Source organism: Burkholderia sp. lig30, assembly GCF_000687455.2.
GTDB lineage: Bacteria > Pseudomonadota > Gammaproteobacteria > Burkholderiales > Burkholderiaceae > Burkholderia.
In genome coordinates this window covers 45,164-61,937 of sequence record NZ_JGVW01000052.1, presented here as the reverse complement: position 1 = coordinate 61,937, position 16,774 = coordinate 45,164, and the positions used below count along the sequence as shown (strand labels likewise).

The 16,774-nt window shown below is 66.1% G+C and carries 14 protein-coding genes; 8 read left to right on the top strand and 6 right to left on the bottom strand.

Going from position 1 to position 16,774, the window contains the following annotated elements:
• Positions 1–62: 62 nt before the first annotated feature.
• Positions 63–506 (top strand): PaaI family thioesterase, encoded by a 444-nt coding sequence (locus LIG30_RS04835; protein WP_038710111.1) that lies wholly within the window; start codon positions 63–65, stop codon positions 504–506.
• Between the two features lie 106 nt (positions 507–612).
• Here LIG30_RS04835 and LIG30_RS04830 read toward each other — a convergent pair whose 3' ends face one another.
• The 5 genes from LIG30_RS04830 to prpB all read right to left on the bottom strand — a co-directional run bounded on the left by LIG30_RS04830 (position 613) and on the right by prpB (position 7,952).
• On the bottom strand, positions 613–1,662 hold the full coding sequence (locus tag LIG30_RS04830; RefSeq protein WP_038710110.1) for a CaiB/BaiF CoA transferase family protein: 1,050 nt from the start codon (positions 1,660–1,662) through the stop codon (positions 613–615).
• Between the two features lie 209 nt (positions 1,663–1,871).
• Positions 1,872–3,062: a 2-methylaconitate cis-trans isomerase PrpF gene (gene prpF / locus LIG30_RS04825; RefSeq protein WP_038710108.1), complete on the bottom strand. Its 1,191-nt coding sequence runs from the start codon at positions 3,060–3,062 to the stop codon at positions 1,872–1,874.
• Between the two features lie 110 nt (positions 3,063–3,172).
• Entirely contained in the window at positions 3,173–5,770 is a 2,598-nt protein-coding gene (acnD, locus tag LIG30_RS04820; RefSeq protein ID WP_152986014.1) for a Fe/S-dependent 2-methylisocitrate dehydratase AcnD, read from the bottom strand.
• 71 nt (positions 5,771–5,841) lie between these two features.
• The gene (prpC, locus tag LIG30_RS04815) at positions 5,842–7,008 is read right to left on the bottom strand and encodes a bifunctional 2-methylcitrate synthase/citrate synthase (RefSeq protein ID WP_038710105.1); all 1,167 of its coding nucleotides are present in this window, start codon (positions 7,006–7,008) and stop codon (positions 5,842–5,844) included.
• A gap of 50 nt (positions 7,009–7,058) precedes the next feature.
• The gene (gene prpB, locus LIG30_RS04810) at positions 7,059–7,952 is read right to left on the bottom strand and encodes a methylisocitrate lyase (RefSeq protein ID WP_038710104.1); all 894 of its coding nucleotides are present in this window, start codon (positions 7,950–7,952) and stop codon (positions 7,059–7,061) included.
• A gap of 171 nt (positions 7,953–8,123) precedes the next feature.
• On the opposite strand from prpB, the gene prpR reads away from it, so the two are divergent.
• A complete protein-coding gene (gene prpR, locus LIG30_RS04805) occupies positions 8,124–10,154 on the top strand; it encodes a propionate catabolism operon regulatory protein PrpR (RefSeq protein ID WP_038710102.1) in 2,031 nt (676 codons plus the stop codon).
• 71 nt (positions 10,155–10,225) lie between these two features.
• On the opposite strand, the gene LIG30_RS04800 is transcribed toward prpR, so the two are convergent.
• Positions 10,226–10,459: a flagellar transcriptional regulator FlhD gene (locus tag LIG30_RS04800; protein ID WP_038710101.1), complete on the bottom strand. Its 234-nt coding sequence runs from the start codon at positions 10,457–10,459 to the stop codon at positions 10,226–10,228.
• Between the two features lie 323 nt (positions 10,460–10,782).
• Between LIG30_RS04800 and LIG30_RS27430 the strand changes: the two genes are divergently transcribed.
• The 6 genes from LIG30_RS27430 to LIG30_RS04775 all read left to right on the top strand — a co-directional run bounded on the left by LIG30_RS27430 (position 10,783) and on the right by LIG30_RS04775 (position 16,704).
• On the top strand, positions 10,783–10,914 hold the full coding sequence (locus LIG30_RS27430; RefSeq protein ID WP_268760683.1) for a hypothetical protein: 132 nt from the start codon (positions 10,783–10,785) through the stop codon (positions 10,912–10,914).
• A 252-nt stretch (positions 10,915–11,166) separates the two neighbouring features.
• Positions 11,167–12,051: a UTP--glucose-1-phosphate uridylyltransferase GalU gene (gene galU / locus LIG30_RS04795; RefSeq protein ID WP_038710100.1), complete on the top strand. Its 885-nt coding sequence runs from the start codon at positions 11,167–11,169 to the stop codon at positions 12,049–12,051.
• An 8-nt stretch (positions 12,052–12,059) separates the two neighbouring features.
• On the top strand, positions 12,060–12,641 hold the full coding sequence (locus tag LIG30_RS04790; RefSeq protein ID WP_038710197.1) for a phosphatase PAP2 family protein: 582 nt from the start codon (positions 12,060–12,062) through the stop codon (positions 12,639–12,641).
• A 101-nt stretch (positions 12,642–12,742) separates the two neighbouring features.
• Positions 12,743–14,008: a glycosyltransferase WbuB gene (locus tag LIG30_RS04785; RefSeq protein WP_038710099.1), complete on the top strand. Its 1,266-nt coding sequence runs from the start codon at positions 12,743–12,745 to the stop codon at positions 14,006–14,008.
• A 31-nt stretch (positions 14,009–14,039) separates the two neighbouring features.
• Complete coding sequence (locus LIG30_RS04780; protein ID WP_038710092.1) at positions 14,040–15,449, top strand: UDP-glucose dehydrogenase family protein; 1,410 nt, start codon at positions 14,040–14,042, stop codon at positions 15,447–15,449.
• 259 nt (positions 15,450–15,708) lie between these two features.
• The gene (locus LIG30_RS04775) at positions 15,709–16,704 is read left to right on the top strand and encodes an acyltransferase family protein (protein ID WP_160326679.1); all 996 of its coding nucleotides are present in this window, start codon (positions 15,709–15,711) and stop codon (positions 16,702–16,704) included.
• Positions 16,705–16,774 lie beyond the last annotated feature (70 nt).

Here is a 16,774-nt window from a genome sequence, read left to right as displayed (position 1 = left end):
GCTTATCGGCGAACCCCTTCCTAGAGTGGAGCGCAAGCGGGCACTGAATTCGAGGCAAGTCGATGACGGATATCGTGGATCACGCGCGTGGCGCGTTGCGGGCGCAGCCCTTCAGCATGCTGCTCGGCACCGAGCTGATGCACATCGGCGAGAACGAGGTGTCGCTGTGCCTGCCCGTGCGTGACGAGTTGCGGCAGCAGCACGGCTACGTGCACGGCGGCGTGATCGGCTACCTGGCCGACAACGCGCTGACGTTCGCCGGCGCGCTCGTGCTCGGGCCGCGCGTCATCACGGCCGAATACAAGATCAACTATCTGCGGCCGGCGGTGAGCGGCACGCTCGTCGCGCGCGCGACGGTCGTCCATGCGGCGCGCAATCAGGCGACCTGCCAGTGTCACGTTTTTGTCATCGATGGTGATCACGAACGGCTCGTCGCGATCGCGCAAGGCACGATCAACCGCGTCGGCGACGGCAAGGTGCCCGGCATGCCGGAAGAGACGGCCTGAGCGCCGACTCCCGACTCCCGAGTCACCGACTCCCGAGTCACCGAGTCACCGAGTCACCGAGTCACTGATCACCGATCACCGATCACCGATCACCGGGCGCCGGCCGTCAGGCCACGTCGTCACCGAGCGGCATGAACCGCGGTGCGACCCGCGCGCGCACGACGCCTTGCGCGTCGGTACGGTAGATGCCGCGCGCCACGTTATGCGGGTGCCGCGCCGCATCGGCCACCGAGAGCACCGGAGCGAAGCACGCGTCGCTGCCTTCCAGCAGCGCGCGCCAGTGCGCGGACGGCTGCCGCGCGAACACCTCCGCGAAACGCGCCTTCAGCGCCGGCCAGCGCGCGCGGTCGTATTGCGACGCCGGATCGACGTCGGCCAGCCCGAGCCGCTCGATCAGCAGCGCGTAGAACGGCGGCTCGAGCGCGCCGATCGTCACATATTCCCCGTCCGCACAGCGATACACGTCGTAGAACGGCGCGTCGTGAAACAGGCTCGGCTGCGCGCCGTCGAGCTGGCCGTTCGCGCGCGCCCACAGCGCGATCGTGCCGAGCATCGCGACGATGTCGACGATCGCGCCGTCCACCACGCGCCCCGGCCCGCCCGCGCGCACGTCGAACAGCGCGCAGACGATGCCGAACGCCAGCCCGAGCGCGCCGCCCGCGTCGCCGAGCACGGTCGGCGGCAGGCCTGGCGTCGCCCCGCGCGGCGCGGCGAGCGACAGCAGGCCGGTAAGCGCCACGTAGTTCAGGTCGTGGCCGGCGCTCGCCGCGAGCGGCCCGTCCTGGCCCCAGCCGGTCATCCGGCCGTAGACAAGTCGGGGATTCGCGCGCGCGCAATCGGCCGGCCCGAGGCCGAGCCGCTCCATCACGCCGGGGCGGCCGCCCTCGATCAGCGCATCGGCCTGCGCGATCCGCGCGAGCGCGTCGGCGCGCGCGTCCGGCGATTTCAGGTCGAGCGTGACGATCTCCTTGCCTTCGCGCAGCAGGTCGCCGTCGCGGGCCTGCAGCGCATCCGGCGCGCTCGTGCGGCCGGCGGGCCGCGCGATCAGCGTGACCTTCGCGCCCATCCCGGCCAGGATCCAGCCGGCGAGCGGGCCGGGCCCGAGACCTTCGAATTCGACGATGTGGACACCGTTCAACGGCGAGTGCAGCGGCATGGCAGTCTCCTTTCCTTTTCGTTGTTGTCAGACATGGCTGGACGGCGAACCGCCGACGCCATCGCGCAGCGCGCCGGCGACCGGCCGCGCACCCCGCAAAAAAACAGCCCGGTCGGCTCGCGCCGACCGGGCTGCTGCGCATGGTCCGGCCCGGTCCCCCGGGCGGCCTGCGGTGCGGGCGCCGCCATCGGCCGGCGCCCGCGCACCGCTCAGAACGCATCCCCCGGCACGCGCACGGAGCCTTCCATCAGCACCCGCGCGCTGCGGCTCATGATCGCCTTGGTGACGCTCCACTCGCCGTTCGCCTGCACCGCCTGCGCACCGACGCGCAGCGTGCCCGACGGATGCCCGAAGCGCACCGCGTTGCGTTCGCCGCCGCCCGCCGCCAGATTGACGAGCGTGCCCGGGATCGCCGCCGCGGTGCCGATCGCGACCGCCGCGGTGCCCATCATCGCGTGGTGCAGCTTGCCCATCGACAGCGCGCGCACCAGAAGATCGACGTCGCGCGCCGCCACCGGCTTGCCGCTCGACGCGACGTAGTCGGCCGGCTTCGCGACGAACGCGACCTTCGGCGTGTGCTGGCGCGTCGCGATCTCGTCGAGCGTGTCGATCAGGCCCATGCGCAGCGCGCCGTGCGCGCGGATCGTCTCGAACATCGCGAGCGCCTTCGCGTCGCCGTTGATCGCGTCCTGCAGCTCGGTGCCCTTGTAGCCGATCGCCTCGGCCTCGACGAAGATCGTCGGGATGCCGGCGTTGATCATCGTCGCCTTCAGCGTGCCGACGCCCGGCACGACCAGATCGTCGATCAGGTGGCCGGTCGGGAACATCGAGCCGCCCGCGCCTTCCTCTTCCGCCGCCGGGTCCATGAATTCGAGCTGCACCTCGGCCGCCGGGAACGTGACGCCGTCCAGCTCGAAATCGCCGGTCTCCTGCACCTGGCCGCCCGTGACAGGCACGTGCGCGACGATCGTCTTGCCGATGTTCGCCTGCCAGATCCGCACGACCGCGACGCCGTCGCGCGGCACGCGCGCCGGATCGACCAGGCCGCCCGAGATCGCGAACGGGCCGACCGCCGCCGACAGGTTGCCGCAGTTGCCGCTCCAGTCGACGAACGCCTTGTCGATCGACACCTGGCCGAACAGGTAATCGACGTCATGGTCGGGCCGGCTGCTCTTCGACACGATCACCGTCTTGCTGGTCGACGACGTCGCGCCGCCCATCCCGTCGATCTGCTTGCCGTACGGATCGGGGCTGCCGATCACGCGCATCAGCAGCGCGTCGCGCGCGGCGCCCGGCGCCTGCGCGGCCTCGGGCAGATCCTGCAGGCGGAAGAACACGCCCTTGCTGGTGCCGCCCCGCATGTAGGTCGCGGGAATCTTGATTTGTGGTACGTGAGCCATCTGAGTCATGTCCTGATGTGAAAAGGGTCTGTCTACATACGGAACGCACATGCGAATGTAGACAGACCCTAAAGCGGTGCGTCGCCGCACCGCCCTGCGTCAACGCGCCGTCAGGCCGCTGCCTGCGACGATTCGAGGAAGTCCTGCGCGAAGCGCTGCAGCACGCCGCCCGCCTCGTAGATCGACACTTCCTCGGCGGTGTCGAGCCGGCACGTGACCGGCACCTCGACGCGCTCGCCGTTCTTGCGATGGATCACCAGCGTGAGGTCGGCGCGCGGGGTGCGCTCGCCGGTCACGTCGAAGGTCTCGGTGCCGTCGATGCCGAGCGTCGTGCGATTCACGCCCGCCTTGAACTCGAGCGGCAGCACGCCCATGCCGATCAGGTTGGTGCGGTGGATCCGCTCGAAGCCCTCGGCGACGATCGCCTCGACGCCCGCGAGCCGCACGCCCTTCGCCGCCCAGTCGCGCGACGAGCCCTGGCCGTAGTCCGCGCCCGCGACCACGATCAGCGGCTGCTTGCGGTTCATGTAGGTTTCGATCGCTTCCCACATCCGCATCACCTTGCCTTCCGGCTCGACCCGCGCGAGCGAGCCCTTCTTCACGGCGCCGTCCACGACCGCCATCTCGTTGATGAGCGTCGGGTTCGCGAACGTCGCGCGCTGCGCGGTCAGGTGGTCGCCGCGGTGCGTCGCGTACGAGTTGAAGTCCTCTTCCGGCAGGCCCATCTTCGCGAGGTATTCGCCCGCGGCGCTGTTCAGCATGATCGCGTTCGACGGCGACAGGTGGTCGGTCGTGATGTTGTCGCCGAGCACGGCGAGCGGGCGCATGCCCTGCAGCGTGCGTTCGCCCGCGAGCGCGCCTTCCCAGTACGGCGGACGGCGGATGTAGGTGCTCTGCGGCCGCCAGTCGTACAGCGGCGCGGCGCGCTCGCCCGTGCCTTCCGTGCGCGCGAACATCGGCTCGTAGACCTTGCGGAACTGCTCCGGCTTCACGCTCGACGCGACGATCGCGTCGATTTCCTCGTCGGTCGGCCAGATGTCCTTCAGCGTCACCGGCTTGCCGTCTGCGTCGATGCCGAGCACGTCCTTCTCGATGTCGAAGCGGATCGTGCCCGCGATCGCATACGCGACGACGAGCGGCGGCGATGCGAGGAACGCCTGCTTCGCGTACGGGTGGATGCGGCCGTCGAAGTTGCGGTTGCCGGACAGCACGGCGGTCGCGTACAGGTCGCGATCGACGATTTCCTGCTGGATCTTCGGATCGAGCGCGCCGGACATGCCGTTACAGGTCGTGCACGCGAACGCGACGATGCCAAAGCCGAGCTTCTCCAGATCCGGCAGCAGGTTCGCTTCCTTCAGGTACAGCTCGACCGCCTTCGAGCCGGGCGCGAGCGAGCTCTTCACCCACGGCTTGCGCGTCAGGCCGCGCGCGTTCGCGTTGCGCGCGAGCAGCGCGGCGGCGATCACGTTGCGCGGGTTGCTGGTGTTCGTGCAGCTCGTGATTGCCGCGATGATCACCGCGCCGTCGGGCATCTGGCCCGGCGACTCTTCCCACTTGCCGGCGATGCCGCGCGCCGCCAGATCCGACGTCGGCAGGCGCTTGTGCGGGTTCGACGGGCCGGCCATGTTGCGCACGACCGACGACAGGTCGAACGTCAGCGTGCGCTCGTATTGCGCGTGCTTCAGCGTGTCCGCCCACAGGCCCGCTTCCTTCGCGTAGGTCTCGACGAGCTTCACCTGCTCGTCGCTGCGGCCCGTCAGGCGCAGGTAGTCGATCGTCTGGCCGTCGATGAAGAACATCGCGGCCGTCGCGCCGTATTCGGGCGCCATGTTCGAGATCGTCGCGCGGTCGCCGAGCGTGAGGCTCGCCGCACCTTCGCCCCGGAATTCCAGATATGCGCCGACGACCTTTTCCTTGCGCAGGAACTCGGTCAGCGCGAGCACCACGTCGGTCGCGGTGATGCCGGGCTGGCGCTTGCCGGTCAGCTCGACGCCGATGATGTCCGGCAGGCGCATCCACGACGCGCGGCCGAGCATCACGTTCTCGGCCTCGAGGCCGCCGACGCCGATCGCGATCACGCCGAGCGCGTCGACGTGCGGCGTGTGGCTGTCGGTGCCGACGCAGGTGTCCGGATACGCGACGCCGCCCTGCGACTGGATCACCGGCGACATCTTCTCCAGGTTGATCTGGTGCATGATGCCGTTGCCCGGCGGGATCACGTCGACGTTCTCGAACGATTTCTTCGTCCAGTTGATGAAGTCGAAGCGGTCCTCGTTGCGGCGATCCTCGATCGCGCGGTTCTTCGCGAACGCGTCCGGATCGAAGCCGCCGCACTCGACGGCCAGCGAGTGGTCGACGATCAGCTGCACCGGCACGACCGGATTCACCTTCGCCGGATCGCCACCGCGCTCCGCGATCGCGTCGCGCAGGCCGGCGAGATCGACGAGCGCAGTCTGGCCGAGGATGTCGTGGCAGACGACGCGCGCCGGGAACCACGGGAAATCGCGCTCGCGCTTGCGCTCGATGAGCTGTTTCAGCGAATCGGCAAGGATCGCCGGATCGCAGCGGCGCACCAGGTTCTCGGCGAGCACGCGCGACGTGTACGGCAGCGTGTCGAAGGCGCCCGGCTTGATCGCGTCGACGGCGGCACGCGCGTCGAAGAAGTCGAGCTGCGTGCCGGGAAGGGGTTTGCGGTAGGCGGTATTCATCATGTGGGGGAAACCTAAGGTTTGACGATCGGGGAAGGCCGACCGCACGATCGGCCTCCCCCGGCGCCCGATCAGCGCTTCTCGATCGGGAGGAACGCCAGATCTTCCGGACCGGTGTAGTTCGCGCTCGGACGGATGATCTTGTTGTCGATGCGCTGCTCGATGATGTGCGCGCTCCAGCCGGACATGCGCGAGATCACGAACAGCGGCGTGAACATCGCGGTCGGCACGCCCATCATGTGGTACGACACGGCGCTGAACCAGTCGAGGTTCGGGAACATCTTCTTCGCTTCCCACATCACCGATTCGAGACGCTCGGCGATGCTGAACAGCTTCATGTCGCCCGCTTCCTTCGACAGCTTCAGCGCGACTTCCTTGATCACCTTGTTGCGCGGGTCGGAGATCGTGTAGACCGGGTGGCCGAAGCCGATCACCACTTCCTTGTTCTCGACGCGGCGGCGGATGTCGATCTCGGCCTCGTCCGGCGTGCGGTAGCGGTTCTGGATCTCATACGCGACTTCGTTCGCGCCGCCGTGCTTCGGGCCGCGCAGCGCGCCGATCGCGCCGGTGACCGCCGAGTACATGTCCGAGCCCGTGCCCGCGATCACGCGGCCGGTGAACGTCGATGCGTTGAACTCGTGCTCCGCGTACAGGATCAGCGACGTGTGCATCGCCTCGACCCACGACTTCGACGGCGCCTTGCCGTGCAGCAGGTGCAGGAAGTGGCCACCGATCGAGTCGTCGTCGGTTTCGGTCTCGATGCGGCGGCCGTTGTGCGAGAAGTGGTACCAGTACAGCAGCATCGAGCCGAGCGATGCCATCAGGCGGTCGGCGATGTCGCGCGCGCCCGGCACGTTGTGGTCGTCCTTCTCCGGCAGCACCGTGCCGAGCACCGACACGCCCGTGCGCATCACGTCCATCGGGTGCGCGGACGCCGGCACGCATTCCAGCGCGGCCTTGACGGCGGAGGGCAGGCCGCGCAGCGCGCGCAGCTTCGTCTTGTATGCGGCCAGCTCGGTCAGCGTCGGCAGCGTCTCGTGGACCAGCAGGTGCGCGATTTCTTCGAATTCGCACGCCGCCGCGACGTCCAGGATGTCGTACCCGCGATAGTGCAGGTCGTTGCCGGTCTTGCCGACCGTGCACAGGGCCGTGTTGCCCGCCGTCACGCCCGACAGGGCAACCGACTTCTTCGGCTTGAAGGTGCCGGCCGGTGCTGCTGCGTCTTTCGTCTCGCTCATGCTCGTGTTCTCCTGTGTTCCAGATTCGTATCGTGGGTGCGCGGGCCGGCTTACTTCTTGCCCTGCGCGAACAGCTGGTCCAGCTTGTCTTCGTAGGTGTGGTAGCCGAGGAACTCGTACAGTTCGGCGCGCGTCTGCATCGTCGGCACGGCCGCCTTCTGCGTGCCGTCGCGACGCACCGTCTCGTAGAAATTCAGCGCCGCCTTGTTCATCGCGCGATACGCGCCGCAGCAGTACAGCGCGATATCGACGTTGGCTTCGCGCAGTTCGTCGAGCGTGAACAGCGGCGTCGAGCCGAACTCGGTCAGGTTCGCCAGGATCGGCACCTTCACGGCCGCCTTGAAACGGCGGTAGTCGTCGAGCGACTTCATCGCTTCCGGGAAGATCATGTCCGCGCCGGCCTCGACGTACGCGACGGCCCGCTCGATCGCCGAATCGATGCCCTCGGCGGCGGCCGCATCGGTACGCGCCATGATCACGAACTGGTCGTCCGTGCGCGCGTCGACGGCGGCCTTCACGCGGTCGACCATTTCGCCGAGCGGCACGCATTCCTTGCCCGGACGGTGGCCGCAGCGCTTCTGGCCGACCTGGTCCTCGAGGTGGACGGCCGCGACGCCGGCCTTGATGAACGACTTGACCGTGCGCCCGATGTTGAACGCGCCGCCCCAGCCCGTGTCGATGTCGACGAGCAGCGGCAGGTTGGTCGCGTTGGTGATGCGGTTCGCGTCGGTCAGCACGTCTTCCATCGTGCTGATGCCGAGGTCGGGAATGCCCAGCGAGTTCGCGGCCACGCCGCCACCCGACAGGTAGACGGCCTTGAAGCCGACTGCCTCGGCCATCTTGGCCGCGTACGCGGTGATCGCGCCGACGACCTGCAGCGGCTGCTCTGCCGCGACTGCCGCGCGGAATTTCGCGCCTGCGCTTTGAAGTTGCTGATTGCTCATGAACGGCCTCCTGAGGGAATGCACGTTGAACAGCAATTACCGGGCCAGCCTGCGCACCGGCGCTAACTCACTGATTTTTAAGCGACTTGCATTGCGCGCCGTTCGCCTGATGATTTCATTTTGGAAATTCCATATTCCAAAAGTGAAATTGGACGTGCATAATCCGTGGACATGGACATCACTTCGATCAAGTTCGGCGGCCCCGCCGAACGCACGATCCGGCCCCGCATCTGGGCGGTCGGCATCAGCCGCCTGCTGACCCTGTTTCGCGACATCGCCGGCGAATACGATGACCGTGCCGACCTGCGGATCGTCGCGCGCGCGTACGAGGAAGCGATCGCCGCGATTGCCTCCGCCGGCGCCGCGCGGCCCGACGTGATCGTCGCGGGGGGCTCGAACGGCGGCTACCTGAAGGCGCGTGTGAACGTGCCGGTCGTGCTCATCACGCCGACCGGCTTCGACGTGATGCAGGCCCTCGCCCGCGCGCGGCGCGACGCGCAGCGCATTGCGCTCGTCAGCGTCGGCGACACGCCGCCCGAGGTGCGCCGCTTCGTGGCCGCGTATGGGCTCGACGTGGAGTTTGCGTCATATCAGTCCGCTCAGGAAGCGGAAAATTGCGTGCACGAACTGCGCGACCGCGGCATCGAAATGGTGGTCGGCCCCGGCCTCGTCACCGATCTCGCGGCCAGCGCGGGCATGGGCGCCGTGTTCCTCTATTCGCACGCGTCGGCGCGGGCCGCCGTCGACACCGCGCTCGAGGTCGCCTACGCGACGCACGCCGAGGCGCTGCGCCGCCAGCGCCTCGACAACCTGCTCCAGCACCTGCGCGACGGCGTGGTCGCGCTCGATGCGCAGGGGCGCGTCGAGGCGATCAACGAGCGACTCTCGCAGGCGTTCGGGGTCGAACCCGCGGTGGCGGTTGGCCGTGCGCTCGTCGATCTCACCCCCGAGCTGCGCTCGCTGCGCGCCGACGACGGCGATACGCTCGCGACCGTGCGCGGCGTGCGCTACGTCGTGCATCGCGGCCCGCTCGTCGATCGCGGGGTCACGTCGGGCAGCGTGCTGACGTTCCAGGAATCGCGCGCGGTCGAACGGCTCGACCGGGCATTGCGCTCGCAGCCGCATACGCAGCAGTTCTCGGCGCGCTACACGCTCGACGACGTGATCGGCGCGTCGGCAGCGATGACGCGGGTGCGCGACCTGGTGCGCCGCTACGCGAAATCCGATGCGACCGTGCTCGTGCTCGGCGAGAGCGGCACCGGCAAGGAAATGATCGCGCAAAGCCTGCACGCGCTGAGCGCGCGCCACAAGTATCCGTTCGTCGCGATCAACTGCGGCGCGTTTCCGGAGGCGCTGCTCGAAAGCGAACTGTTCGGCTACGAGGAAGGCGCGTTCACGGGCGCGCGGCGCGGCGGCAAGACCGGCCTGTTCGAGGCCGCGCATCGCGGCACGCTGTTTCTCGACGAGATCGGCGAAATGCCGCCTTCGCTGCAAAGCCGCCTGCTGCGCGTGCTGCAGGAGCGCGAGGTGATCCGTCTCGGCTCGACCGAGCCGATCCGCATCGACGTGCGCGTGATCGCCGCGACGCACCGCCCGCTGCTCGCCGCCGTCGAGGCCGGCACGTTCCGCGCCGATCTCTACTACCGGCTCAACATCCTGAACATCGGCCTGCCGCCGCTGCGCGAGCGGCCGGCCGACATCCCCGCGCTCGCGGCGGCGCTGCTGACCCAGTCGGCGCGGCGCGAGCCGCGGCTCGCCGACCGCCTGCGCGACAGCGGCGACGCCGCGCGCGTGCTTGCCGACGCGCAGGCGGTGCTGATGCGCTACCGGTGGCCCGGCAATGTGCGGGAACTGCAGAACATGATCGAACGGGTGGCGGTGGAACTGGCGGAGGAAGCCGGGGACGACGCCCTGGCCGGCGCAAGTGGCTCTTACGGCTCGAGCGGCTCAAGCGGCGCGTGTGGCGTGCTCGATCCCGATACGCTGCTCGCGATCGCGCCGGAGCTGTGTGCGGCGCAGGCCGAAGCGGGCGCGGGGGCGGACGATGCGCCGACGCTGCAGGCGCGCCGCCGGCGCGCGGAAGCGGACGAGATCCGCGCGGCACTCGATGCGTGTGGCGGCGACCGCGATCGCGCATGCGCGATGCTCGGGATCAGCAAGACGACGCTGTGGCGGAAATTGTCGGCGGCCGAGCGAGGTTGAGTGCGGTTGTGCCGGGTGGTGCGGGGGTACGCGGAGTTGCGCGTATTGCGTATTGAATACGGCCGAGCGCGTTACGCGCGCCCCGGTGCGGCTTCCAGTTGAAACGCGCAGAGCATGTCCGCCCGATCCGACAGTGCGCCGATCTGAGCGGGTGTAAGCGCGGCGATGCTGGCCGCCTTGTCGTCCGCGAGGCCGAACAGTTGCTTGCCGTACTCGGAATCGCTGCGGAGCACCCGCTGCGCGAACGCGAGATAGGCGTGGTTGAATTCTGCGATCGCGTCGAAGATGTCGTCTTGTTCGACCATGGCTGCTCCTGACCGGGTGGCGGCTGACGGCGGCTCCGTAGAAAATGGCTCCTGCCGATGACACCCGCATTGCGATCTTTGATCCTACGACATCGGGGTATGCCCTCTCCGCCAAAGTCTTGACGCATTCCGCCATCGGCGCTGTCGCCCCGCATCAGGCCATCCGTCGCCAGCGCCGATGCCATGTGCGTGCGCGGCCATCCCTTCCGGCAGGACCTGACCTTCTACAACTATCCCGACGATTACGCGCGCAGCCACGTCATCGGCAATCTGGGCGCGACTTATATTCCATCGAAAATATTCCATCGAAAGGCAATGTCGAAATGCAGGCCTACGTGCGCAATGTCACCGACGCGCGCGTGCTCGTCGCGGGCGAAGAGCATCGCTTCGACAATGCGTACCGTTACGCGTTCGCCGCGCCGCGGACGTTCGGGGTAGTCGCCAAGGTGTACTAGTAGAACAGCATTTTGACGGCTTGATCGAGATCATTCGCACATCGATCGGTATGTGCGATTCGCCGTTCTCGCGCTGAATGTCGGATCCTGACTAGATTCAGTCGCAGCCTTTCTTTTTCCTCCCCCTAGGATTTCACCTGATTGCACGCGCACCGGGCACAGGCGACGAAATGCGCCACGATGCGTGCGGACGAGTGCTGCCACACCGCGTGCAGCGCTTGCCTTCCTTTTCGAACCAATGGAACGCCCGCTATGTTGAAAGTGACGAAAGCCGTCTTTCCGGTCGCTGGTCTGGGGACCCGGTTTCTGCCCGCTACCAAGGCCAGCCCGAAGGAAATGCTCCCGGTGGTGGACAAGCCGCTGATCCAGTACGCGGTGGAAGAGGCGATCGAGGCAGGCATCACGGAAATGATCTTCGTCACCGGCCGCAGCAAGCGCGCGATCGAGGATCACTTCGACAAGTCGTACGAGATCGAGGCCGAGCTCGAGGCGCGCGGCAAGGAGAAGCTGCTGTCGCTCGTGCGCAGCATCAAGCCGAGCCACGTCGACTGCTTCTACGTCCGCCAGGCCGAAGCGCTCGGCCTTGGCCACGCAGTGCTGTGCGCCGAGAAGCTCGTCGGCGACAACCCGTTTGCGGTGATCCTCGCCGACGACTTGCTCGACGGCCCGACGCCCGTGCTGCGGCAGATGATTCGCATGTTCGACCACTATCACACGTCGGTGATCGGCGTGGAGCAGATCGCGCCGGAAGAGTCGAAGTCGTATGGCGTGATCGAAGGCAAGCAGTGGGAAGACAACCTGTTCAAGATGTCGGGCATCGTCGAGAAGCCGGAACCGTCGAAGGCGCCGTCGAACCTGGGCGTAGTCGGCCGTTATGTGCTGAAGCCGAAGATCTTCGAACATCTGCGCGGGCTGCGGCCGGGCGCGGGTGGCGAACTGCAGTTGACGGATGCGATCCAGGCGCTGCTGAAGGACGAGCAGGTGCTCGCGTATCGCTATGACGGCGTGCGGTATGACTGCGGGAGCAAGCTTGGGTATCTGAAGGCGACGGTGGAGTTTGCGCTGCAGCATCCGGAAGTGGCGAAGGATTTCGAGCAGTATCTGCAGATGCGGATGGCGGAGACGGTGGTGGCGTGACGCACGGCATGTGGGCCGCAATCAGCGACCTCGGCGACGCGGCGCTGACGCTGCCGCTCGCCGTCGTCTGTTTCGCGTGGCTCACGCGCTCGCTGCACGGCTGGCGCATCGGCGTGTCGTGGCTCACGCTGCTCGCCGCCGGGATGCTGATCGTCGGTACGACCAAGATTCTCCATGCCGGCTGCGGAATGGAAATCCATGCGATCAACTTCCGCGTCGTCAGTGGCCACACGATGCTCGCCACCACGGTCTGGCCGATGGCGTGCCTGCTGATACGGCACGACGGGTGGCGCGTTCGCACCCGCGCCGCCCTGCTGCCCGGACTCGTACTTGCGACCGCGATCGGCATCGCACGCGTACTCGCCGAGGTGCACACCGTCTCCGAAGTCATTGCCGGCTGGATGCTCGGCGTGCTCGTCACCGTGCTGTTGCTGCGGAAGTGGAAGCAGGCGCCGGTCCTGCCGCCGTGGCTGCGCCCTGTCGCGGCCGGTTCCGTGCTCGTCGTATCGGGCGTCGCATACGGACACCATGCGCCGATACAGGCTGCCATCGAGACTTATTCGCCGTTTCTGTGCACGCGCTTCGGATGATTGGCGGAAGCGGCCAGCATTCTGTCCGACCGTCACTAAGCGTATTCCCCACAATGCGCTTACACGCACTGCAACACCATTTGAATTCTCGCTGGGGCCCGATGAAGATCCTCGTCCACGGCATCAACTATGCGCCAGAGCTAACCGGTATCGGCAAATACACCGCGGAGATGGCGGAGATGCTGGCCGGCAAAGGTCATTCCGTGCACGTGGTGTCTGCACCGCCGTACTACCCGGAATGGCGCATCGCCAACGGGTACTCAGGCCGCCGCTACTCGATCGAGAACCGGAATGGCGTCAGGCTGTGGCGCGCGCCCCTCTGGGTACCGTCGCGGCCGAAGGGCGTCAAGCGAATCGCACACCTCGCCAGCTTCGCGCTCTCCAGCCTTCCGGTGATGTTGCGTCACGTGCTGTGGCGGCCCGATATCGTGATCTGCATCGCGCCCAGCCTGCTCAACGCGCCGGCCGGATGGCTCGTCGCCCGCCTGACCGGCGCTCACGCATGGCTCCACATCCAGGACTACGAAGTCGACGCGGCATTCAGCCCCTGCATGCTGAAGGGCTCGCTACTCAAGCGCACCGCGCACGCGCTCGAGCGCGTGCTGATGAAGCGCTTCGATACCGTGTCGACGATCTCCGGGAAGATGGTCGAACACGCGCTGCGCAAAGGCATCGATCCGCGCCGGGTCGTGCATTTCTCGAACTGGGCCGATACCGATTCGATTTATCCGCTCAAACGCGCGAGCGGGCTGCGCGCGACGCTCAACATTCCGGACGCCGCGAAGGTGATTCTCTATTCCGGGAACATGGGCGCGAAGCAGGGTCTCGACGTACTGGGGGCCGCCGCGAAGCGGCTTGGGCCACGCGACGACCTGGTATTCGTGTTCTGTGGCAACGGCCCCGCGCGCGACGAACTCATCGCGCTCTGCTGCGACCTGCGCTATTGCCGGTTCATCGACCGTCAGCCTGTCGAGCGGCTCAACGAACTGCTCAACCTCGCGGACATCCACGTCCTGCCGCAGCGCGCCGACGCGGCCGATCTCGTGATGCCGTCGAAGCTGACCGGCATGTTTGCGAGCGGGCAGCCGGTCATTGCGATGGCGAACCCCGGAACGGAGTTGCACGACGCCGTGTCCCGGCGCGGCGTAGTGGTTCCGCCGGGCGATCCGGCCGCGCTGGCGGCCGCGATCGGCGAGTTGGCGAGCAACGCCTCCGAACGTGCGCGCCTCGGAAAGGCCGGCCGTGAATTCGCGCAGGCCGTGCTGTCGCGCGAGGCCGTGTTGCGCGACTTCGAGGCCAGGCTGTGCGCGCTGAGCACCGTTTCGTCCAACAGCCAGGCGTCCGTCGCGCGACGTCCGGATTTCTGATAACGCAAGCGATTTCTCTACATAACGCAATATGAAGATCACCGTCATCGGTACCGGTTACGTGGGCCTCGTCACGGGCGCCTGTCTCGCCGAAATCGGCAACGACGTTTTTTGCGTCGACGTCGATCAACGCAAGATCGATATTCTGAACAACGGCGGGGTGCCGATTCACGAACCCGGCCTGAAGGAACTGATCGATCGCAATCGCGCGAGCCGGCGCCTGCAGTTCTCCACCGATATCGAGGCGAGCGTCGCACACGGCGACATCCAGTTCATTGCGGTCGGCACACCGCCCGACGAGGACGGCTCCGCCGACCTGCAGTACGTGCTCGCTGCTGCACGCAATATCGGCCGGTACATGGATGGCCCGAAGGTCGTCGTCGACAAGTCGACCGTGCCGGTCGGTACCGCGCGGCACGTCCACGACGCCATCGCGACCGAGCTGACCAAGCGCGGGCTGCGCCACGAATTCTCGGTCGTGTCGAATCCGGAGTTTCTGAAGGAAGGCGCGGCCGTCGACGATTTCATGCGGCCGGACCGAATCGTGATCGGCACGGACGACGACGAGGCCGGCGAGCACGCGCGCGAGCAGATGAAGCGGCTTTACGCGCCGTTCAACCGCAACCATGAACGCACGCGCTACATGGACGTGCGGTCCGCGGAGTTCACCAAATATGCGGCGAACGCGATGCTTGCCACGCGGATCTCCTTCATGAACGAGCTCGCGAATCTCGCGGACCAGGTTGGCGCCGATATCGAATCGGTACGCCGTGGCATCGGCTCGGACCCGCGAATCGGCTACGACTTCCTTTACGCGGGCGCAGGATACGGCGGCTCTTGCTTCCCGAAGGACGTGCGCGCGCTGGTGCGCACCGCTGCGGAATATGGCCGCTCGCTGCGGATTCTCGAAGCAGTCGAGGAAGTGAACGACGCACAGAAGAAAGTGCTGCTCGGCAAGATTACCGGGCGCTATGGCGACGATCTGTCGGGGCTCACGTTCGGGCTGTGGGGGCTGGCGTTCAAGCCGAACACCGACGACATGCGGGAAGCGCCGAGCCGCGACCTGGTGGCTGGGCTCCTGAAGCGTGGCGCCAGCGTGCGTGCGTATGACCCGGTGGCGACCGACGAGGCGCGGCGCGTGCTGGCACTCGACCTCAGTGACGATCCTGAGGCTCATTCGCGGCTCGCGTTCGTGGCGTCGCCGGAAGACGCTGCGGCCGGCGCCGACGCGCTTGTGATCGTTACCGAGTGGAAAGTGTTCAAGAGCCCGAATTTCAACGCGCTGGTCGAGCTGCTGACCGAACCGGTGATCTTCGACGGCCGGAATCTGTACGAGCCGGAGACGATGGTCGAGCTGGAGATCGAGTATTACAGCATTGGGCGGCCTTACGTCGAGGGCGTGCCGGGAACGGCGAGGACGTTGCGGGTAGCGAGGGGGTAAGGCGATTCGACGCGGCACGCGTTCTGCACCGACATCCTGCTGCTACCACGACGCGGAGCAAATTGGATATCGGTGCAGTCCGTGCGCAATGCAAGCAGAGATGTGTCGGCGCAAGGTCACCAGGAAGTCAGCCGCATGGCGCTGCAACCGCTAGGGAGCCGCGTGAGACATAGTCCGGAGCGAACCGCATACAGTGACGGAGGCTCTGCACCGACTCGCGGTGGAATAACCGGGATCATGTGGAATTATGAGAGAGGAAATGCGTACACGAATTGAATGGATCGACTCGCTAAAAGGAATCGGAATTATTAGCGTGGTGGCGGGCCATACAATCCAGAACGGTTCAGTCGCAACGCTTTTCTTTCTCTTCCACATGCCTCTCTTCTTCGCGCTGAGCGGCCATCTATTCAATCCAAATACGAATCTCCGACAGTACCTCTCGAAGGGCGTCCGGCACCTTCTGATTCCATACGCGTGCTTCCTCGCGATCCTCTTCCTCCCAACACTTCTCAATTCCGGAACGCCGATCAACTTTCACAGCGTCTCGCACCTTGTAGCGCGGTTCATGTATGGGGGTGCTGCATTGGTCGAGTTTGAAGGGCCATTCTGGTTCGTTACATGTCTGTTTTTTACACAGCAGATATGCAACTTTCTTATCGTGAAGTGGAGGCCGCAATCAGTCTCACTCATCATGATTGCAGCATTGATATCTGGCTATGCGAACCAATATGCAGCTGCTAATTTGCGGTTTCCTCTCGCAATCAATGTCTGCCTCGTTGCAATGCCTTTCTTTTACTTGGCGTACAGAATACGCTCACTTGACGATAACAGAACGTTGGTGGCTATATCGTCCGCAATCTGCATAGCCTCAATTGCAGCAATGCGACACTTTCCGATCGCCTATGACATGAAGAACACGAACTATGGCATCCCCCTCGCCTCCTTCGTCGTTGCATATGCGTGGTTCATCACATTGCGTGCCGTCGCTCGGGCGACGACGAGGATCCCCGGCATCTCGAAGGTGATTAGTTCGTTCGGCGCAATGTCGATGGGCATCATGTTCACCCATCAATTTATTCAGATATCCCTGTACAAGCACGGTGTACACAATGATCTCGTGCGCTTCGCCATTGCCCTATGCGCAACATACGCCGTCTCGAGATGCATCGAATCGAACCATCTGGCGGCGCGCCTTTTGCTCGGCATTCAGCGCGGCAACCGCCTGCCATTAACTCCGAGCCACGAATCTGCATAGACAGTAGCTCCACCAGCATGTACGGGCAACGTTGCGAGCCAGTACTTGGCCGGGGCACTGCTTTGCCCTT

Coding starts and splice junctions, on each gene's coding strand:
- LIG30_RS04830 (WP_038710110.1), bottom strand. CDS start 1,662: ATGCCGCTGCACTCGCCGTTGAACGGTGTCCACATCGTCGAATTCGAA.
- LIG30_RS04790 (WP_038710197.1), top strand. CDS start 12,060: ATGTGGGCCGCAATCAGCGACCTCGGCGACGCGGCGCTGACGCTGCCG.
- prpC (WP_038710105.1), bottom strand. CDS start 7,008: ATGAGCGAGACGAAAGACGCAGCAGCACCGGCCGGCACCTTCAAGCCG.
- acnD (WP_152986014.1), bottom strand. CDS start 5,770: ATGAATACCGCCTACCGCAAACCCCTTCCCGGCACGCAGCTCGACTTC.
- prpB (WP_038710104.1), bottom strand. CDS start 7,952: ATGAGCAATCAGCAACTTCAAAGCGCAGGCGCGAAATTCCGCGCGGCA.
- LIG30_RS04775 (WP_160326679.1), top strand. CDS start 15,709: ATGCGTACACGAATTGAATGGATCGACTCGCTAAAAGGAATCGGAATT.
- prpR (WP_038710102.1), top strand. CDS start 8,124: ATGGACATCACTTCGATCAAGTTCGGCGGCCCCGCCGAACGCACGATC.
- LIG30_RS04835 (WP_038710111.1), top strand. CDS start 63: ATGACGGATATCGTGGATCACGCGCGTGGCGCGTTGCGGGCGCAGCCC.
- LIG30_RS27430 (WP_268760683.1), top strand. CDS start 10,783: ATGCAGGCCTACGTGCGCAATGTCACCGACGCGCGCGTGCTCGTCGCG.
- LIG30_RS04780 (WP_038710092.1), top strand. CDS start 14,040: ATGAAGATCACCGTCATCGGTACCGGTTACGTGGGCCTCGTCACGGGC.
- galU (WP_038710100.1), top strand. CDS start 11,167: ATGTTGAAAGTGACGAAAGCCGTCTTTCCGGTCGCTGGTCTGGGGACC.
- LIG30_RS04785 (WP_038710099.1), top strand. CDS start 12,743: ATGAAGATCCTCGTCCACGGCATCAACTATGCGCCAGAGCTAACCGGT.
- prpF (WP_038710108.1), bottom strand. CDS start 3,062: ATGGCTCACGTACCACAAATCAAGATTCCCGCGACCTACATGCGGGGC.
- LIG30_RS04800 (WP_038710101.1), bottom strand. CDS start 10,459: ATGGTCGAACAAGACGACATCTTCGACGCGATCGCAGAATTCAACCAC.